Genomic DNA, 15,231 nt, shown 5'->3' on the forward strand with positions numbered 1-15,231 from the left:
TAACCAGCTCATGGATTAAAGCCAGCCTAGGCGGTAATAAGGGCATTATTGCGGAGTTTGTGAGGCTGATTAAGGACACTGGACTGCAAAAAGCATTTTAACAGCTAGTAAGCGAAATTCTCCAACCATAATCTTTGATTTGGTTGGAGATGGATAGCGTGACCAACGTCAAGTTGGTCTATCTTGGTTTTCGATATACTCCCTTAATTTCTCAATGGGCGCACCTCCAGCAGTCAGTAAACAGTAAGCTCTACTCCATAAAACAGGCTTCCAATAATATTGCTTTAGGTGCGTGGCAAATTCTTTTCTAATATACCTACTGGTCACAGTTTTTAGGCTGTTTATAAGTTTTGAGGGTTGCACAGTTGGGTTCATATCTAAAAGCAGATGGATGTGATCAGCTTCACCACCAAACTCTAACACTTGAACTTCCCATTTTTGACATAACTCTACGCAGATAATTTCTAGCCGATTTAGGATCTCGTTAGTAAAGCATTTCCGCCTATACTTAGTGACTAACACTAAGTGGTATTTCATATCAAAAACGCAGTGATAATGTGATTTCATTCAATTGACACCAATTTGTTTTTTGTAGTAGATTATCAGCCATGAAAAAGAATATCCATACCAAAACACTAAAAGTCCGTATCCGTGATAAGCATGTCAGCGTGCTTAACGCTTGGGCTTTTTCTGTCAATCAGGTATGGAATTATTGTAATGAGCTCAGCCACAGAAGTATTAGAGAGCGACAAAAATGGCTTTCTGGATATGATTTGCAGGATTATACAAAGGGCGCTGCTAAAGAACTTGGGCTTAATTCTGCTACCGTTCAAATGATTGGGCATGAGTACGTCACCAGAAGAAAACAATTCAAAAAAGCAAAACTGAATTGGCGCAAATCAGGTGGAGCTAAACGCTCATTAGGATGGATCCCCGTTAGAAAAGATTGCATCAGCTTCAAAAATGGCTGTGTGTACCATAATCGTCAGTATTTTAAAGTGTGGGATAGCTACGGCTTATCGCAATACACATTCAAATCAGGTTCATTCAATGAAGATGCCCGAGGGCGTTGGTACTTCAATGTTGTGGTTGAAGTCGAGGCAGAGCAAAGCAAAGGCACAGCCTCAGTTGGTATTGATTTAGGCTGCAAAGAAGCCGCCACAGACAGCAACGGTCAAGGTGTTAAAGGTCGCCAATACCGTAAGCTGGAGCAACAATTAGGCTTGGCTCAGCGTGCGAACAAAAAGCAGCGAGTTAAAGCTATCCATGCAAAAATCAAACATCGTCGGTCTGACGACTTACACAAATACAGCCGCAAATTAGTTAATGAAAATGCGGCTATTTTCGTTGGTAACGTCAATTCCCAAGCCATGGTCAAAACAAAAATGGCTAAATCAGCATTAGATGCTGGGTGGGGAATGTTGAAAACAATGTTGGAATATAAATGCGATCACGCAGGCATAGTTTTTGAAGAAGTCAACGAAGCGTACACCACCCAGACTTGTTCGTGTTGCGGCTCACGCCAAAACAGTCCGAAAGGTAGAGCAGGTCTTGGAATAAGAGAATGGACTTGTGAGTGTGGTGTCACTCATGACCGCGATATTAACGCGGCCAAGAACATTCTTGCGGTCGGGCATGACCGTCTAGCTGTAGGAATCCCCCACTATAATCAGCTTGTCTGATTTAGTGGAGGGAGGATGTCAAGCGGGAATAAGCGAGATTAGGCGAGATTAAGCGAGATTAGAAATGGAATACAGAGATTTACACCCCATCTTGATTAAAACAATCAAAAAAAGCGCTAAGGACACGATTTTAAACGCGCTTCAATGCAGCGTTAAACGGCGTTTAAACAGCGCTGTAATGCTCGATTACTTACGCGAAATGGGAATACCCGTATCAAACGACCAGATGAACACTATCATCGAAGAATTGCAGGAAGTCGGGGCGATTACTACCAGCGGCCTTGATTCCATAGTCATACTCGAATTACCAGCCAATTAAGCCCACCAAGCCGCTAAAAACAATCACAGCGGCTTTAAATCAATTTCATCACATCCGAAAACCTAAAATCACAAACACCTCTCACAGGCTTCTAGAGCGCTTTGGAGCGTAGCGGAAGCTGGGAGCGGAGCGATACGCAAAGGTGAGCCAGCGAACCGCGCAGCCCGTCAGGGCGAAAGCTCTTGTTGAGACACAGCTAGCTATTTTCAATACCAGTGCGTCACCCATGCGGCTTGGGTACCGCAGAGGCGATCCCCTTCCTGCCAGACCGCTTTTATAGCTCCTTGCCGTTTCTCAGCCCGTCAGATGGCCGTAGGCAAAGCCATCTTGCAGTATCCGAAGGGCTTTTAAGCTTTTTAGTTTTTGAATTGTTTTTTAGTTAAGTTATTAATTTATTTATATTTATTATATTTATTATTATATTTATTCTTATATTTATTTAAGTAATGTTCCTGTTCTGTTCCTGTTTTGTTCCCGTTATACAATTTAAATTTATCCTTATAAATCAATAACTGTTCTCGTTGTTCCCGTTGTTCCCATTAAAAAGCTTTCTCTATAAAAAAATAAAATGTGAAACTGATCACAATTAGCCTTTTATAAAAAGAATCATTAAAAATGACGGGAACAATGAGAACAACGGGAACAACCCTTTATTATCAGTTATTTAAAGTGTTCCTGTTTTTTTATTTGTTCCCGTTATAACAGGAACAAATAAAAAAAACGTATAAAAAAACCGCTTTTTAATAGCGGTTTTTTCTTTTTTTCGGTATTACCATTCAAAGTCGGCATTTATATATTGAGAAAAGTTATCTCTAATATCATCAAGTGAAGGTAATTCACGATAATAAATTAGGTTTTGCCCATCTCTTCCTCTTTTTCTTGGTGCTCCTAGTTTGGTCATTAAATTACCGACTTTTCTAGGTATATCACCCCAGACTTTAAGATCATGAGCTTTTAGCCATGCCTCGGCGTGTTGCTCTATATCTGTATTGGGCAAACGTTTAGGCCAAGGCACGTTTATAGAAAATCCGCCTTCAAGCAAAATTGTGTACAGCCATTTATCTAAAGGCTCTAAGTTATCAATTTTTTGCTGAGTCAAAGCGTCAGTTTTTGGCACGTTTCTTGGCTCAAACTCGCTTATATCAAGGTTTTTCAGGTAGTAATAAAGCTTGCTTGGAAAGTCAGGATCTTTGATGGCTTTATGCAGAGCATTAAAATATTTTCTGTCTTGCTTTTTTTCTTCTGAGACTTCCAGATACAAGTACCTGCGCTCATCTCTTTCAATCTTGATTACGTTTTCGTGGTTTGTTGCCATGATGATTCTAGCGAAACAGGGGACACTTATACGGTCTTGGCCTTTGCGCTCGATGGTGTTTAGCCGCTCTGTAATCATTGTTTTCAAGCGGTCTGTAGAGCCTTTCGAGCCTGCAAAAAATTCGTCAGCAAAGACTAAAAGTTTGTTCTCAAGTTGAGCATTGAACTTGCCGATCACTTGCTCAGGGCTTTGCGCGTGGAGATAGTGAGAGCCAATGATTTTACCTATGGGGTCAACGAACGTCCCCTTGCCAGTGCCTTGACCTGCTTTTAAAACAATGGCTACCTCTGGCTTTTCTTCTGGCTTCTGGATTAGATGAGCAAGCCATTGTATGACGTATTCATACGAGTTTTTATCACCGTTACAGATGATTTTATAAACGTGTCTTAGATATATTTCGACGTCTGACTTTTCGCATTCCATCGGCTCACAGCCGCGTCCCATGTACGTATTGAGTTTGCCGTTATAAAACTTGGTTTCTACTGGGTGAAATGTCAGGCCGTATTTAGATGAATGGCTTTCAGGGCTTTCAAGCCAATATTTCGCGGGGTTTACGAGCTTTGTTACTCTTTCGCCGCTTTCTTTTGTTATTTGAATTTCAAGCTTTTCAGAGTCCCTATGAGCGTCGATAAATTCTTTTTGATTGAAGAACTCAAGATAGTTATGTCCGAAAGCGTCAGTATTATGCCTGAGTACGTAGTTCTTACCGCCGTGGACTAGCGTTGTGTAGACCTTGTTGAAGTCGTTTATTACTTGGGATTCGCTATTGATGGGGATTACGTTGTTTTGGATTGTATTTTGGTCGTTTTGCTGTTCTGTAGATAGATCAATACTATCTACCGCGTTATGCGGATTTTCCATTTATTTTATTTCCTTTTCGTTAGTTTGAACCCTCGGCAGAGAGAGGTCAGTTTGTGTTCGTTGCGAACATTGAAAATACTAACACCTATTGAAATTTAAGCAAATAAAAACCCGCCAAAGGCGGGTCTTATTAATGGTGCTTGGGTATTAGTCTTATATGTGGGGAAAAGGAAACCACATACTTAAACTTTGCCTAATCTATCTAGCGCGGTTCTGCCCTCCGCGCCCAAGACTTGTAATGCTTTGCTGCTTTGTTGATAGGCTGGATTATCTTCAAAGCTAGACTTTGACGGGCGTTAAAGTCAATTGTTTACAAGAAATTGTACCAGAATAAAGCAACAAGCGAACTTGTTAAAATAATCCTGAAACGTTTCCCTGTAAGTGTATGTTAGTCGATCTATTTTCTGTTTTAAATACGCATTGCGTAATAATTACTAACACACAGAATATTTTCAGTGAAGGTGTGTAATAAACTACAGTGAACACGCATAATATTCTGAGTGATTTTCAGTAAAAAAAAAGACCGCCTAAGCAGTCATTTTAATGTTGTTTCGATTTATTTAAGGGGGGAAGGCTGAATTAAGTAACTGCCTGGCCTCTTTTTGCCGTGCCTCTAGCCTTTTATTTTCTCTAACTTTTTTTCGTATTGCTTGTTGTTCTTTTACTATCTGATAGATGCGATTAGGAGTCATATCATATTCATCAGCGAGTTTTTTAGTGTTATCACCATTGAATTTGTCAAAAATACTTATATTACGAATGAATGTTTTCAAACGGCTAAGCTTTGGTATGTATACGTCGCGCCCCCCAAGTACTATTGATAACTCTAGAGTTAACTTATCTGCCAGATTTTCGTTTATGACCCCCTCGGCTTTCAATCTGTCTTTGAACATACCGATAATTGTTTGTACAGTCTCGGGATAGTCACTATCCAGAGGGAATAAATCACAGCCCTTTACTTTTTTAGTCATTCCTAGTCCTTTTTATCCTATGCCTTAGTCAATAGTGCTTTTTCCTTAAAATGCTTAGGGGAGGAAATCTTTCGGGAAAGTGACTGCCGTCAATAAATGAATAGAGATTAATAGCGGTATTGATGTATCATTTTTCAAGGTCATATCCTTAGTCCTTAGCGTTTGAATGATGTGTTGTTTAAGGTGTGGCTAGCTGGTGATTCGGGGTGCAACCCGTCCACCAGCGCCCTTAAGTAGATCACTTATTGCTCTATACTTCAACTCCTATTTGTGTCCTTTTTTATAATGTGCTTTGCTAAACAAGCACATTTCCTTTTTCTTTTTTCAATTTTCCTTTTATATTCATGCGTATATTTATTTTAAGCAAAATGCTTATGCATAAAGGATCATTTTAAATGAGACCTTTTTTTACTAGTGTTATTGTCATTGAATATATATTAGTTGCACCTCTATTTACCTATATATCATCTATCGAAAATAATTATTAATTATTGTTAGTTTTTAGTTATATCTTTATATCTGTTATTCATTTAATTATGCTTACCCTAAAAATTTCGAATGAGACCAATCAAGTTATATTTTCAATTATCCTAAAATGAGACCTAACAAGTTACTATCTCATCAAGCGGCAATGAGACCTATCTAGTTACAATGAATAAATGAGACTTTTTTCAAATACTATAATTATAGTATTTGAAAAAAGTCTCATTTTAAAATCGTAACCTGTATGGTCTCATTCTGGAGGTGTAAAAATACAACCTGTTTGGTCTCATTCAAAATAATTATGAGTGTAACTTGATTGGTCTCACTTTGTATGATACTTTTAAATATAGAAGTTAAAAGGTCTCATTTAATAAAGAAAAGGACGCTACGAAATGAACGCTAAAGAGAAAGTTTTAAAAGAGAAGCGAAATAAAATTGATTATGAAGGAGCAGAAATATTTGCTTTTCGAACCATGCAAGAAATAAGGCTTAATGGTGATGCAAATAGCGTAAAAGCTCAGAAAGAAAGAAGGCTAGGAAAAAGCCTTATAGTCAAGCTAGCAGGTCGCTCTAGCCGTAATGAAGATAACAAAGCCTCTCTAACATATTTTAATAGAGAAGTGACAAAGCTTAGGACAGCTATCAGGCATCATGGATTTATTAGACATGACTTTAATGACAAAATTTTATCACTTAGCAAAGAGTATCCAATAGCTAAAAAAGAACTGTTGTCGCTGGTGGATATTAAGCACAATGAAGCTAAAAAAATGAAGTCTAATGTCATAGATAAATTGAGCAATAGACTTTCAAGAACCCAAGACGCTAAAAAAGTCACTCAGTTAAAAGACGTAATAAAAAAACTTAAAAAAACAAGTTATGAACCAGTGGTATTTGAGACCTTAGTCAGAACGGCGACACAAAAAGAAGATCTCAATAAAAATGCTGAGGTAAGGATTGAAAAATATCACACCACACAACGCCCTGTGGACTATCACAAGACTTACGAGCTAATGGCAGAGCTATTAACCGCTGAACACAATTGGATGGCGCTAACGTTCGGTTTAGTCCTCGCTAGCGGTCGTCGCTCTGCTGAAATTGTATGCTATCTAGACGGCGAGTTTAAGAAAACGAAAAACAGTCATGAGGCGCTCTTTACTTCCCGCGTTAAGACCAAAGAGGACAAGACTTTTAAAATCCCTCTGCTGGTGGACTATGCCACCTTTAGCAAAGCACTTGCCACGCTCAGGCAGCATCCTCGCATAGCTAAGCTAATCGGAAAGTACAAAGATGAAATCAACTACGATAAGCGCCACAAAGGCATAAACTCAAGCATTCAGCAACAATTGAACGAATTTGTAAAAAACAGAATGGACGGTAAAGAGTGGGTGCTAAAAGATGGCCGCGCTATCTATGCTCGCATTACTTACGCCGAGTTTTCAGCCTCCGAAAAGAAAGCTGGACGCTTACCTATGGCCGATGATTTATTTTTCAAACAAAAGCTAGGGCATACCGACTCAGCTACCCAGCAAAACTATAAGCAGTTTCAGATGGTCAATATTGAAAAGCTCAATCACAGAGAAGTGAAAAAGACCAAGGCCGAAGCCAAAGAACAAAGCCAAGAACGACGTGACCGGCTTTCAGAGTTAGCCAGTCTTTTTGAAACCGAAGCAATACAAGACCGTCGAGCATTCACTAAGTACGCTGAATGGGTGCTAGAGCAAGTCAAAGCCGAACCCGCAGCCAAGATAACCAGCTCATGGATTAAAGCCAGCCTAGGCGGTAATAAGGGCATTATTGCGGAATTTGTGAGGCTGATTAAGGACGCTGGCCTGCAGCAAGCTTTTTAGACCTCGATTAGGGGATCATTTATCAAATGATCCCCTAAAAAGATCCCCAGCATAACCCTAACTCAGCACCGTTGAAAACGGCATGAACACTGGTTTTTACCCTGCCTATCTATCAGTGAACTCACTTTTAAAACCCTATTATCTTCAAACAAGGGAAACGGTTAACATGATCCCAACATTAAGTGGGAATAGACGGGATTAAGCGAAACTAGGTTCTTCTGAGAAGAAAGGACTCCACGGGTGCCACACTCGCCAGTTTTGCGACATTTCAGCCCCAAAAAGTTAGTCCCTTCTTCCCTTCTTCCCTTCTCTATTTTCAGATTTGAGAAGGGAGTAGGCTGATTTTAAAAGAAAAAGCAAAGAAAAAAAGAAGGGATTTTTACAAAAAGAAAGGACTTTTTAGCCTTTGCGACCATGGACGCATTGTAAAACTAGTCCCTTCTTTTCCTACTCAACATCTAAGCATTTAAAGGACGAATAGCAATGCCACCAAGAACTAAAAAACCCTGTGCAGCCGCTGGATGCGGTACAGCAACTACTAATCGTTACTGTGATAAACACAAGGGCACAAGCTGGGAAAATTATCACGCTGGCAGAAGTAAAGCCCAAAGAGGTTATGGAAAAGAATGGCAAAAGCTCAGAGCTGTCATACTCCAAAGAGATAAGCACCTATGCCAACACTGTAGGCGAAACGGAATAGCAACTACAGCTACCGACGTCGATCACATAGTAGCAAAGGCTCATGGCGGGACGGATAATCCTAGTAACTTAGAAGCTCTTTGTAGGCCATGTCACAAAGCAAAAACAGCACAAGAAAGACTCAAAACTCAAAGAAAGACCCCAGTTTGAGTTAAATTAGAGCTAAAAAAGTGCAAAAAACAGCCCTAAAAGTGAAAAGTTTTGAGGTCAAAAACAAAAAAGTTTGACCGTAAATATGTTCACCTTTAGAGGCTGTGAAAATTTGAAAGCCGCATTTACAAAGGGATACACGGGGGGAGGGGGGAATCTCTACAGCTCTACTAATCCAGCACCGTATGGGTAAGACAATTTTTTTTTGCAATTAATAAGAACTTTTACCCGCCCAAAGACTTAACAAAATCAACATTCTGCTAGCAACTAAAAGCCTGGATAGCAAAAAGGTACTTCTAAAGACTGGATCATAAACGGGGGCTTGGAAGCGTTCTGACTCTCTAACTTTTGCGAAAAAAAATACCGATTTCCGTTTCCGCTTTAGCGCATTATTCAGTAATAAAATTGCGCACTGCGCAGCTCGCTAAGCCGTATATAGACTCGATTCTTTATTTTTATTGCGCACTTTTTTTGCTTATATTTTCGAAACGGAACTACACGCAATTTAATTGTGCACAAGCGGAAGTGAAGGCGTAAAAAAAGGGCTGGGAACCTGAGCATTTCAACAATAAACCACGGCTACAAGACTCGCGGTCTAAAACAGTTTTTCCACCCCACTAGGCGTCGGCAGCAGGTCTTTTACCACTAGGGTGGAAAAGTTCAGGCTACATGCTGCTTTCAAGGAATTTGAAACCACAATATCAGGGCTTATACTGCCGAAATTAGCCTATTTATCTTTGCAGTCTGCTTGGGATAAAACAAAGACTTTATATGACGCATTACGTGAAAAATACGCCTCATTTTGGCACTCTTGGTAGCCTTCTTTAAAAACTTTATCTCTAATCATAGAATCCAAGACAATCCCTGTAAGACCACCCAAAATAGAGAATATCAACATAAAAATTCCCATTGGTAAGGGAATAGTTCTACCTGAAAAAATCTTGAAAACTCCAGCTATTAAAAGAACAAATAAAAAACCTGATAGTATCCAGCTCGAGATATTATTCATTAATCCATATAAGTGAATAACTTCATCATGACCAAGTTGTTTATAAAACAAAATGTTATCAATACATGTAGTAACCGTAAAATAGAAAAAAACAGAAATCATGAAAAAGTAAAAAAACAACTTTACTCTTTCAGAAAATATTCTTTTTTTCATTCATTCAACCCTTCTATCAATCCTTCTATTTTTTCGATCATGTCATCGGTAAATTTATATTGATTATCTAACTCAGAAACTTTAAGACCAATCAAGTAACACGAAATAGCAAATAATAAAATTTGCCCAGCAATAGGGACTGATACCCCAAAAGCTACAGCTCCAGCATTAGCTCCAACAACAAAAGCCTGAGCACCCACACCAGAAACAACCCCTTTAATAACATCAGCAGAAAAACGTTTAACTACTTCCCTTAATGTAGCCTCGTCATTCATCATATAATCAGCAGCATTCACTGCGCCGCTAAATGCTATTTCAACGATAATATTGGCTTTAAAAAACTGAGCATTTCCTTTTAAAGTGTTTAAAGCAAGTCCCATTTTAAGCATTTGCGGGGTACTTCTTTGCCAGCGTGTCCCTAAATCTAAATACTTAGGCTTATAATTTTCGATGACAATATGCTCAACCCCATTAATCACTACAGCTCTGGCCGTAGCACCATAAGAATTAAGTGTCTTACCCAGTGAATAAGCCGACTTAATACCCATCGCTAACCCTGTATAATTTTTACCTTCAGACATATTGTCATAAGCACTCTTTTGCTGAAGATTTTCAAGGTATTCCTCAGCCTCTTCCAGCGTCAATAAAGCCAGTGAAACCGTCTCTTGATTAGAAAAATCCCATTCAATCTCATAACGCTCTCGCGTGGTAAAATTCTCCGCTGGCCAGTGCATATTATTGGGATTCATCTTAACCCCTGCCTGACTTTGAGTACCCACCACCGCAGAGCTAGCCGCTGGTAAAGTTAGAGGTAATTTATCTTGCTGTTGCCGTCGATATTCTTGTGCAGCCTTTTCTCTAGCTTCTCTGGCTGGCCTTTCTGCCTCACGTCTTTGTCTTTCTCTTTCTCTCTCTCTCTCCAAATACTCCATATGTTCCATTATTCGCTGTTTTTGCTGCCTAAGTACCTTCTCTTTAGGGCTTAACTGGCACGGTGGGTTAGGCTCAGGTTTAGCCCTTTGCGTTGGATTACAGAAATAACATTTACAGCCCATTACAGTCCCTTGTTTAAATGCGAAAAAAAAGAAAACAGAAATACACATAACTCATTGCTAATTCAAGTTTTATGAATAAAAACCTAGGGCTATATCCCATAATAAAAATAAAAAAGGTACTTTGACGGGACTTGAGATCCTACGGGTTTGTATACCCGCAGAACCTCTCTCGCTGTGAAAATTTTTCATTTTTAGGACTTCCGGTTCCGCTTTTTTGCTTTTTCCTTGGTTTTACTGGGATTGAAGCAGTTTTAAGGCCAAAAAAAAGCGGAAATCCCCCCCTTAAAATCACCAATATTCATCAAAGTGACTTCCGCTTTTGCGAAAAAATCAAAACCTACCCACTAAAACGGCGATTTAAGCCACTTTCTCACCGACCACGCAAAAAACCACATTAATCAATAAACACCTCTTAGAAGCTTTTAGAGCGCTTTGGAGCGTAGCGGAAGCTGGGAGCGGAGCGAAACGAAACGCAAGGCGGCGTCCCCGTCCGCCGCGCAGCCCGTAGGGCGTAGCTCTTGTCGAGACACAGCTAGCTAAGTGCTATGTCAGTGCGTCACCCATGCGGCTTGGGTACCGCAGAGGCGATCCCCTCTCTGCCAGACCGCTTTTTTAGCCCTCTTGAATTTTCTCAGCCCTCTAGCTGGCCGTAGGCAAAACCATTTTGCAGTGTCCGAAGGTTTCTTTTGATTTTGCTTTTAGCTTTAGTTTTTTTAGTTAAGTTATTAATTTATTTATATTTATTATATTTATTATTATATATTTAAAAGTAGTGTCCCTGTTTTGTCCCTGTTTTGTCCCCGTTATCAATTTTATTTTTACCTTATAAATCAATACCTGTCCCCGTTGTCCCCATTGTCCCCATACATTTTTCAATACGCACGAAAAAAATAAATGTGATATTGATCACAATTACCTTTTTATAAAAAGAATTGCCAAAAATATCGAGGACAACAGGGACAACGGGGACAACCCGCATAAACAAAGGGCTGTAGCTTGACCCCGTTTTTTGATTTGTCCCCGTTATAACAGGGACAAACAGAAAAAAATGGTAATTTGAACAAAAAAAAGCCGCTTAAACTAAAGCGGCTTCTAAGTATTTTTTCATTACCATTCGAACTCGGCATTCATATATTGAGCAAAATTAGATCTCATATCATCGAGCGATGGGAGTTCTCGATAATATTCTCTATCTTCTCCTTTTCTTACTCTGTTTCTTGGTGCTCCTAACTTCGTCATGAGGCGACCTACTTTTCTAGGTATGTCCCCCCAGACTTTCAGATCATGAGCTTTTAACCATGCTTCGGCATTTTCTTCTATATCTGTATTGGGCAAACGTTTAGGCCAAGGTACGTTTACAGAGAATCCGCCTTCAAGCAAAATTGTGTACAGCCATTTATCTAAAGGCTCTAAGTTATCAATTTTTTGCTGAGTTAAAGCGTCAGTCTTAGGTACGTTTCTTGGCTCAAACTCGCTTATATCAAGGTTTTTGAGGTAGTAATAAAGCTTGCTTGGAAAGTCAGGATCTTTGATGGTTTTATGCAGAGCATTAAAATATTTTCTGTCTTGCTTTTTTTCTTCTGAGACTTCCAGATACAAGTACCTGCGCTCATCTCTTTCAATCTTGATTACGTTTTCGTGGTTTGTTGCCATGATGATTCTAGCGAAACAGGGGACACTTATACGGTCTTGGCCTTTGCGCTCGATGGTGTTTAGCCGCTCTGTAATCATTGTTTTCAAGCGGTCTGTAGAGCCTTTCGAGCCTGCAAAAAATTCGTCAGCAAAGACTAAAAGTTTGTTCTCAAGTTGAGCATTGAACTTGCCGATCACTTGCTCAGGGCTTTGCGCATGGAGATAGTGAGAGCCAATGATTTTACCGATGGGGTCAACGAACGTCCCCTTACCAGTGCCTTGCCCAGCTTTTAGCACTATTGCTACTTCTGGTTTTTCTTCTGGCTTCTGGATTAGATGAGCTAACCATTGAATGACGTATTCATATGAATTTTTATCACCGTTACAGATTATTTTATAAACGTGTCTTAGGTAGGTTTCTACGTCGGACTTGCTGGACTCTAAAGGCTGGCAACCGCGCCCCATGTAGGTATTAAGTTTGCCGTTATAAAACTTGGTTTCTACTGGGTGGAATGTTAGACCGTATTTAGACGAGTGGCTTTCTGGACTCTCAAGCCAATATTTAGCAGGGTTTACAAGTTTTGTAGCTCTGTCCCCGTTTTCTTTTGTTATTTGAATTTCAAGCTTTTCTGAGTCTCTATGAGCGTCTATAAATTCTTTTTGGTTGAAGAACTCAAGATAGTTATGGCCGAAAGCGTCAGTGTTGTGTCTGAGAACGTAGTTTTTCCCGCCGTGTACAAGCGTTGTGTAGACCTTATTGAAGTCGTTTATTACTTGGGATTCGCTATTGATGGGGATTACGTTGTTTTTATCTGCGTTTTGCTGTTCTATAGAGGGATCTATAGATAGATTTGTTTTGTTATCTTCCATGTATTTTATTACCTTGTCGTTGATAATTTTGTCGATGAGGTGCGCGGAAAGCGTCTCGACATTGACGCCTTTCGCTTGGGGTAATTAGTCCCAAGCTATCCGCCTTAATATTATCGTTTACCTTGTTAATACTTTTCAAGGCTATACCGCAATTTTTCATTACTTAAGCCAACCTTTTTGCTGGTGCAGGTCTTATGCCTTTGAACTCGCCTATTTCATGGCATTTTTGGATGATGTCGGAGGCTGCCTCAGACCAACGTACACGATCAGGGCATCGTTTATCTTGCGTAGGGTAGGCTTGCTGCCACCAGCTCAGGTTAGCCAATGAAAAGAGCCAAGGGGCTTTAATTTGGCTTAGCTTCAAAGCTATGACTTGGTTAGTAGCTTTTGAGTAAAAGTAGTATTTTGTTTTGCAATAGCCCATCGCTTGAAACGTGGGCTTTTGCTCGCTTGCTATAGATAGATCTATAGCGCCATGCTTAGATTTGTTCAATTGAATGTCCCTTTAATTTAAGTTCGAAAGCATCGGGTAATGATGGTTTCTAAATAGCTCTTTGCGAGCCTGCTTTTTAAGCGAATCTGTAAGATAACATAGTTTTTTTTTCACTGAAAGAAAGAAGGTAATTTATGGCTGTGGATAATTTTGGGGCAAAAAAAACCCGCTTTAGTAGCGGGTATCTTTCGAGAACGATTCGATTTTCGTGGTGGAACGACCATTAATAATCTCTGCCATATCTGGCGCGGTTTACCCTTCCGCTGTCCTCTATGTGTCCCGTTCTGGCGGGGAGCTAGAACGCTGAACTAGATTTTTGCATGGCGCTAAAATCTATTTGTTTTTTATAATGAAAGCCAATATGGGAAATGTTCCCATTACGTAACTTTCGCATTGAGAAGGTAACACAATTTGTAATTACATTTACAGTAAAAAATAGGGTGTAATAGGGTAAAGTTAACGTATTATATTCTAAAAAAATTGACTAAAAACCCTATTATTGTCTGAATATCAGCTAGTTAATGTTATTAGAACAACGGTCAAAAAAAATAGGGCGTCAATGGGCGTCAATGGGTCTCATTTTCGTTAAGCTCCCCGATTTTTTGGGGCGTAGCTCAAATGCAAAGTTTGATAACTCCTCACAATGAGATGACAGCTCTTTGATGTTTCGTTCAAATATATTGATGCAGTGCAATGATTCCTCAGTGTTGATATCGTGACCCGCCTCAAAGTGTTCTTTCACTATTCGAGTGAATGTAAGCGCCTCATCTACTTTGCTTGAATGCTCATATATTTTGCTTTCAAGGTCGAAAATGGTTGGTTGCGCGTTTTTGTTGGATTCTTGCTCTGTAGGTCGGTTATCATTCATTTATGTCATGTCCTTATTTTGATAGGTCAGTGAGGCTTGATTAGCTGGTGATTCGGGCGGCAACCCGTCCACCAGCGACCACTCAAGTAGATCATCTTCCGCTTTAAATATCAACACCTATTCGTGTCCTTTTTTTGCAATGTGCTTTGCTAAACAAGCTTGTTTCCTTTCTTTATTGTATATATATCCTTTATATTCATACGGATATGATTTTTAGTTGTAGGTTAAGTGTCTAAATATTGATTTCAAATGAGACCTTTTTTTACGAATGTTATTACCATTGACTATCTGTTGATTTCACCTCCATTTACCTACTTGTTATCTATTGGAAACCGTTATTAATTTTTGTTTGTTTTCGGATGTGTTTTTATGTCTTGTGTTTATTTAAAAATGTCGGGCTTGAAACTTTCAATTGAGACCAATCAAGTTGTAACTTGCAATGAAATAAAATGAGACTAATCTAGTTACACGTGGCCTAAAATAAAATGAGACCTATCAAGTTACCACTAAAACATGAGACCTTTAGACCATACTATAATTATAGTATGGTCTGAAGGTCTCATTTTTAAAACGTAACTTGTATGGTCTCATTTGAAGGGTTTAAAAATACAACCTGTTTGGTCTCATTTGAAATAATTATAGACGTAACTTGATTGGTCTCATTTCGTGTGCTACATTAAAACGTAGAAGTTAAAAGGTCTCATTAAATAAAGATAAGGATGCTACGAAATGAACGCTAAAGAGAAAGTTTTAAAAGAGAAGCGAAATAAAATTGATTATGAAGGAGCAGAAATATTTGCTTTTCGAACCATGCAAGAAATAAG

Annotated in this window: 12 protein-coding genes; 4 read left to right on the forward strand and 8 right to left on the reverse strand. The window is 39.3% G+C overall.

Annotation, left to right across the window (positions count from 1 at the left end; all coding sequences use genetic code 11):
• Positions 1-168: 168 nt before the first annotated feature.
• Positions 169-567 carry an IS200/IS605 family transposase gene (gene tnpA / locus Q0791_RS21735; RefSeq protein ID WP_299011161.1) on the reverse strand — a complete coding sequence of 133 codons (399 nt, stop codon included), beginning with the start codon at positions 565-567 and terminating at the stop codon, positions 169-171.
• A 41-nt stretch (positions 568-608) separates the two neighbouring features.
• Between tnpA and Q0791_RS21740 the strand changes: the two genes are divergently transcribed.
• Positions 609-1,682 carry a transposase gene (locus Q0791_RS21740; RefSeq protein WP_299011163.1) on the forward strand — a complete coding sequence of 358 codons (1,074 nt, stop codon included), beginning with the start codon at positions 609-611 and terminating at the stop codon, positions 1,680-1,682.
• A 64-nt stretch (positions 1,683-1,746) separates the two neighbouring features.
• Entirely contained in the window at positions 1,747-2,001 is a 255-nt protein-coding gene (locus tag Q0791_RS21745) for a hypothetical protein (protein ID WP_299011165.1), read from the forward strand.
• 769 nt (positions 2,002-2,770) lie between these two features.
• Here Q0791_RS21745 and Q0791_RS21750 read toward each other — a convergent pair.
• Both Q0791_RS21750 and Q0791_RS21755 read right to left on the reverse strand, forming a co-directional pair.
• Entirely contained in the window at positions 2,771-4,177 is a 1,407-nt protein-coding gene (locus tag Q0791_RS21750; RefSeq protein WP_299011167.1) for a primase-helicase family protein, read from the reverse strand.
• A gap of 560 nt (positions 4,178-4,737) precedes the next feature.
• Positions 4,738-5,148: a Mor transcription activator family protein gene (locus Q0791_RS21755; RefSeq protein ID WP_299011169.1), complete on the reverse strand. Its 411-nt coding sequence runs from the start codon at positions 5,146-5,148 to the stop codon at positions 4,738-4,740.
• Positions 5,149-6,023: 875 nt separating this feature from the next.
• Here Q0791_RS21755 and Q0791_RS21760 point away from each other — a divergent pair.
• A complete protein-coding gene (locus tag Q0791_RS21760; RefSeq protein ID WP_299011170.1) occupies positions 6,024-7,478 on the forward strand; it encodes a protelomerase family protein in 1,455 nt (484 codons plus the stop codon).
• Between the two features lie 483 nt (positions 7,479-7,961).
• Positions 7,962-8,327, forward strand: a complete 366-nt coding sequence (locus tag Q0791_RS21765; RefSeq protein ID WP_299011173.1) for an HNH endonuclease — start codon at positions 7,962-7,964, stop codon at positions 8,325-8,327.
• A 727-nt stretch (positions 8,328-9,054) separates the two neighbouring features.
• Here Q0791_RS21765 and Q0791_RS21770 read toward each other — a convergent pair.
• The 5 genes from Q0791_RS21770 to Q0791_RS21790 all read right to left on the reverse strand — a co-directional run bounded on the left by Q0791_RS21770 (position 9,055) and on the right by Q0791_RS21790 (position 14,407).
• Complete coding sequence (locus Q0791_RS21770; RefSeq protein ID WP_299011175.1) at positions 9,055-9,489, reverse strand: hypothetical protein; 435 nt, start codon at positions 9,487-9,489, stop codon at positions 9,055-9,057.
• Positions 9,486-10,544, reverse strand: a complete 1,059-nt coding sequence (locus Q0791_RS21775; protein ID WP_299011176.1) for a hypothetical protein — start codon at positions 10,542-10,544, stop codon at positions 9,486-9,488. Before Q0791_RS21775 ends, Q0791_RS21770 begins: the two co-directional genes overlap by 4 nt.
• Positions 10,545-11,651: 1,107 nt before the next feature.
• Positions 11,652-13,046 carry a primase-helicase family protein gene (locus tag Q0791_RS21780; RefSeq protein ID WP_299011178.1) on the reverse strand — a complete coding sequence of 465 codons (1,395 nt, stop codon included), beginning with the start codon at positions 13,044-13,046 and terminating at the stop codon, positions 11,652-11,654.
• Positions 13,047-13,209: 163 nt separating this feature from the next.
• Positions 13,210-13,539, reverse strand: coding sequence for a hypothetical protein (locus Q0791_RS21785; protein ID WP_299011180.1), 330 nt, complete (start codon positions 13,537-13,539; stop codon positions 13,210-13,212).
• A 556-nt stretch (positions 13,540-14,095) separates the two neighbouring features.
• A complete protein-coding gene (locus Q0791_RS21790; protein WP_299011182.1) occupies positions 14,096-14,407 on the reverse strand; it encodes a hypothetical protein in 312 nt (103 codons plus the stop codon).
• Positions 14,408-15,231 lie beyond the last annotated feature (824 nt).

Origin of the sequence: uncultured Shewanella sp., assembly GCF_947495455.1 — a bacterium.
Lineage (GTDB): Bacteria > Pseudomonadota > Gammaproteobacteria > Enterobacterales > Shewanellaceae > Shewanella.

Excerpts from the sequence above, each read along its gene's own strand:
- tnpA (WP_299011161.1), bottom strand. The coding sequence starts at position 567 with ATGAAATCACATTATCACTGCGTTTTTGATATGAAATACCACTTAGTG.
- Q0791_RS21740 (WP_299011163.1), top strand. The coding sequence starts at position 609 with ATGAAAAAGAATATCCATACCAAAACACTAAAAGTCCGTATCCGTGAT.
- Q0791_RS21745 (WP_299011165.1), top strand. The coding sequence starts at position 1,747 with ATGGAATACAGAGATTTACACCCCATCTTGATTAAAACAATCAAAAAA.
- Q0791_RS21750 (WP_299011167.1), bottom strand. The coding sequence starts at position 4,177 with ATGGAAAATCCGCATAACGCGGTAGATAGTATTGATCTATCTACAGAA.
- Q0791_RS21755 (WP_299011169.1), bottom strand. The coding sequence starts at position 5,148 with ATGACTAAAAAAGTAAAGGGCTGTGATTTATTCCCTCTGGATAGTGAC.
- Q0791_RS21760 (WP_299011170.1), top strand. The coding sequence starts at position 6,024 with ATGAACGCTAAAGAGAAAGTTTTAAAAGAGAAGCGAAATAAAATTGAT.
- Q0791_RS21765 (WP_299011173.1), top strand. The coding sequence starts at position 7,962 with ATGCCACCAAGAACTAAAAAACCCTGTGCAGCCGCTGGATGCGGTACA.
- Q0791_RS21770 (WP_299011175.1), bottom strand. The coding sequence starts at position 9,489 with ATGAAAAAAAGAATATTTTCTGAAAGAGTAAAGTTGTTTTTTTACTTT.
- Q0791_RS21775 (WP_299011176.1), bottom strand. The coding sequence starts at position 10,544 with ATGGGCTGTAAATGTTATTTCTGTAATCCAACGCAAAGGGCTAAACCT.
- Q0791_RS21780 (WP_299011178.1), bottom strand. The coding sequence starts at position 13,046 with ATGGAAGATAACAAAACAAATCTATCTATAGATCCCTCTATAGAACAG.
- Q0791_RS21790 (WP_299011182.1), bottom strand. The coding sequence starts at position 14,407 with ATGAATGATAACCGACCTACAGAGCAAGAATCCAACAAAAACGCGCAA.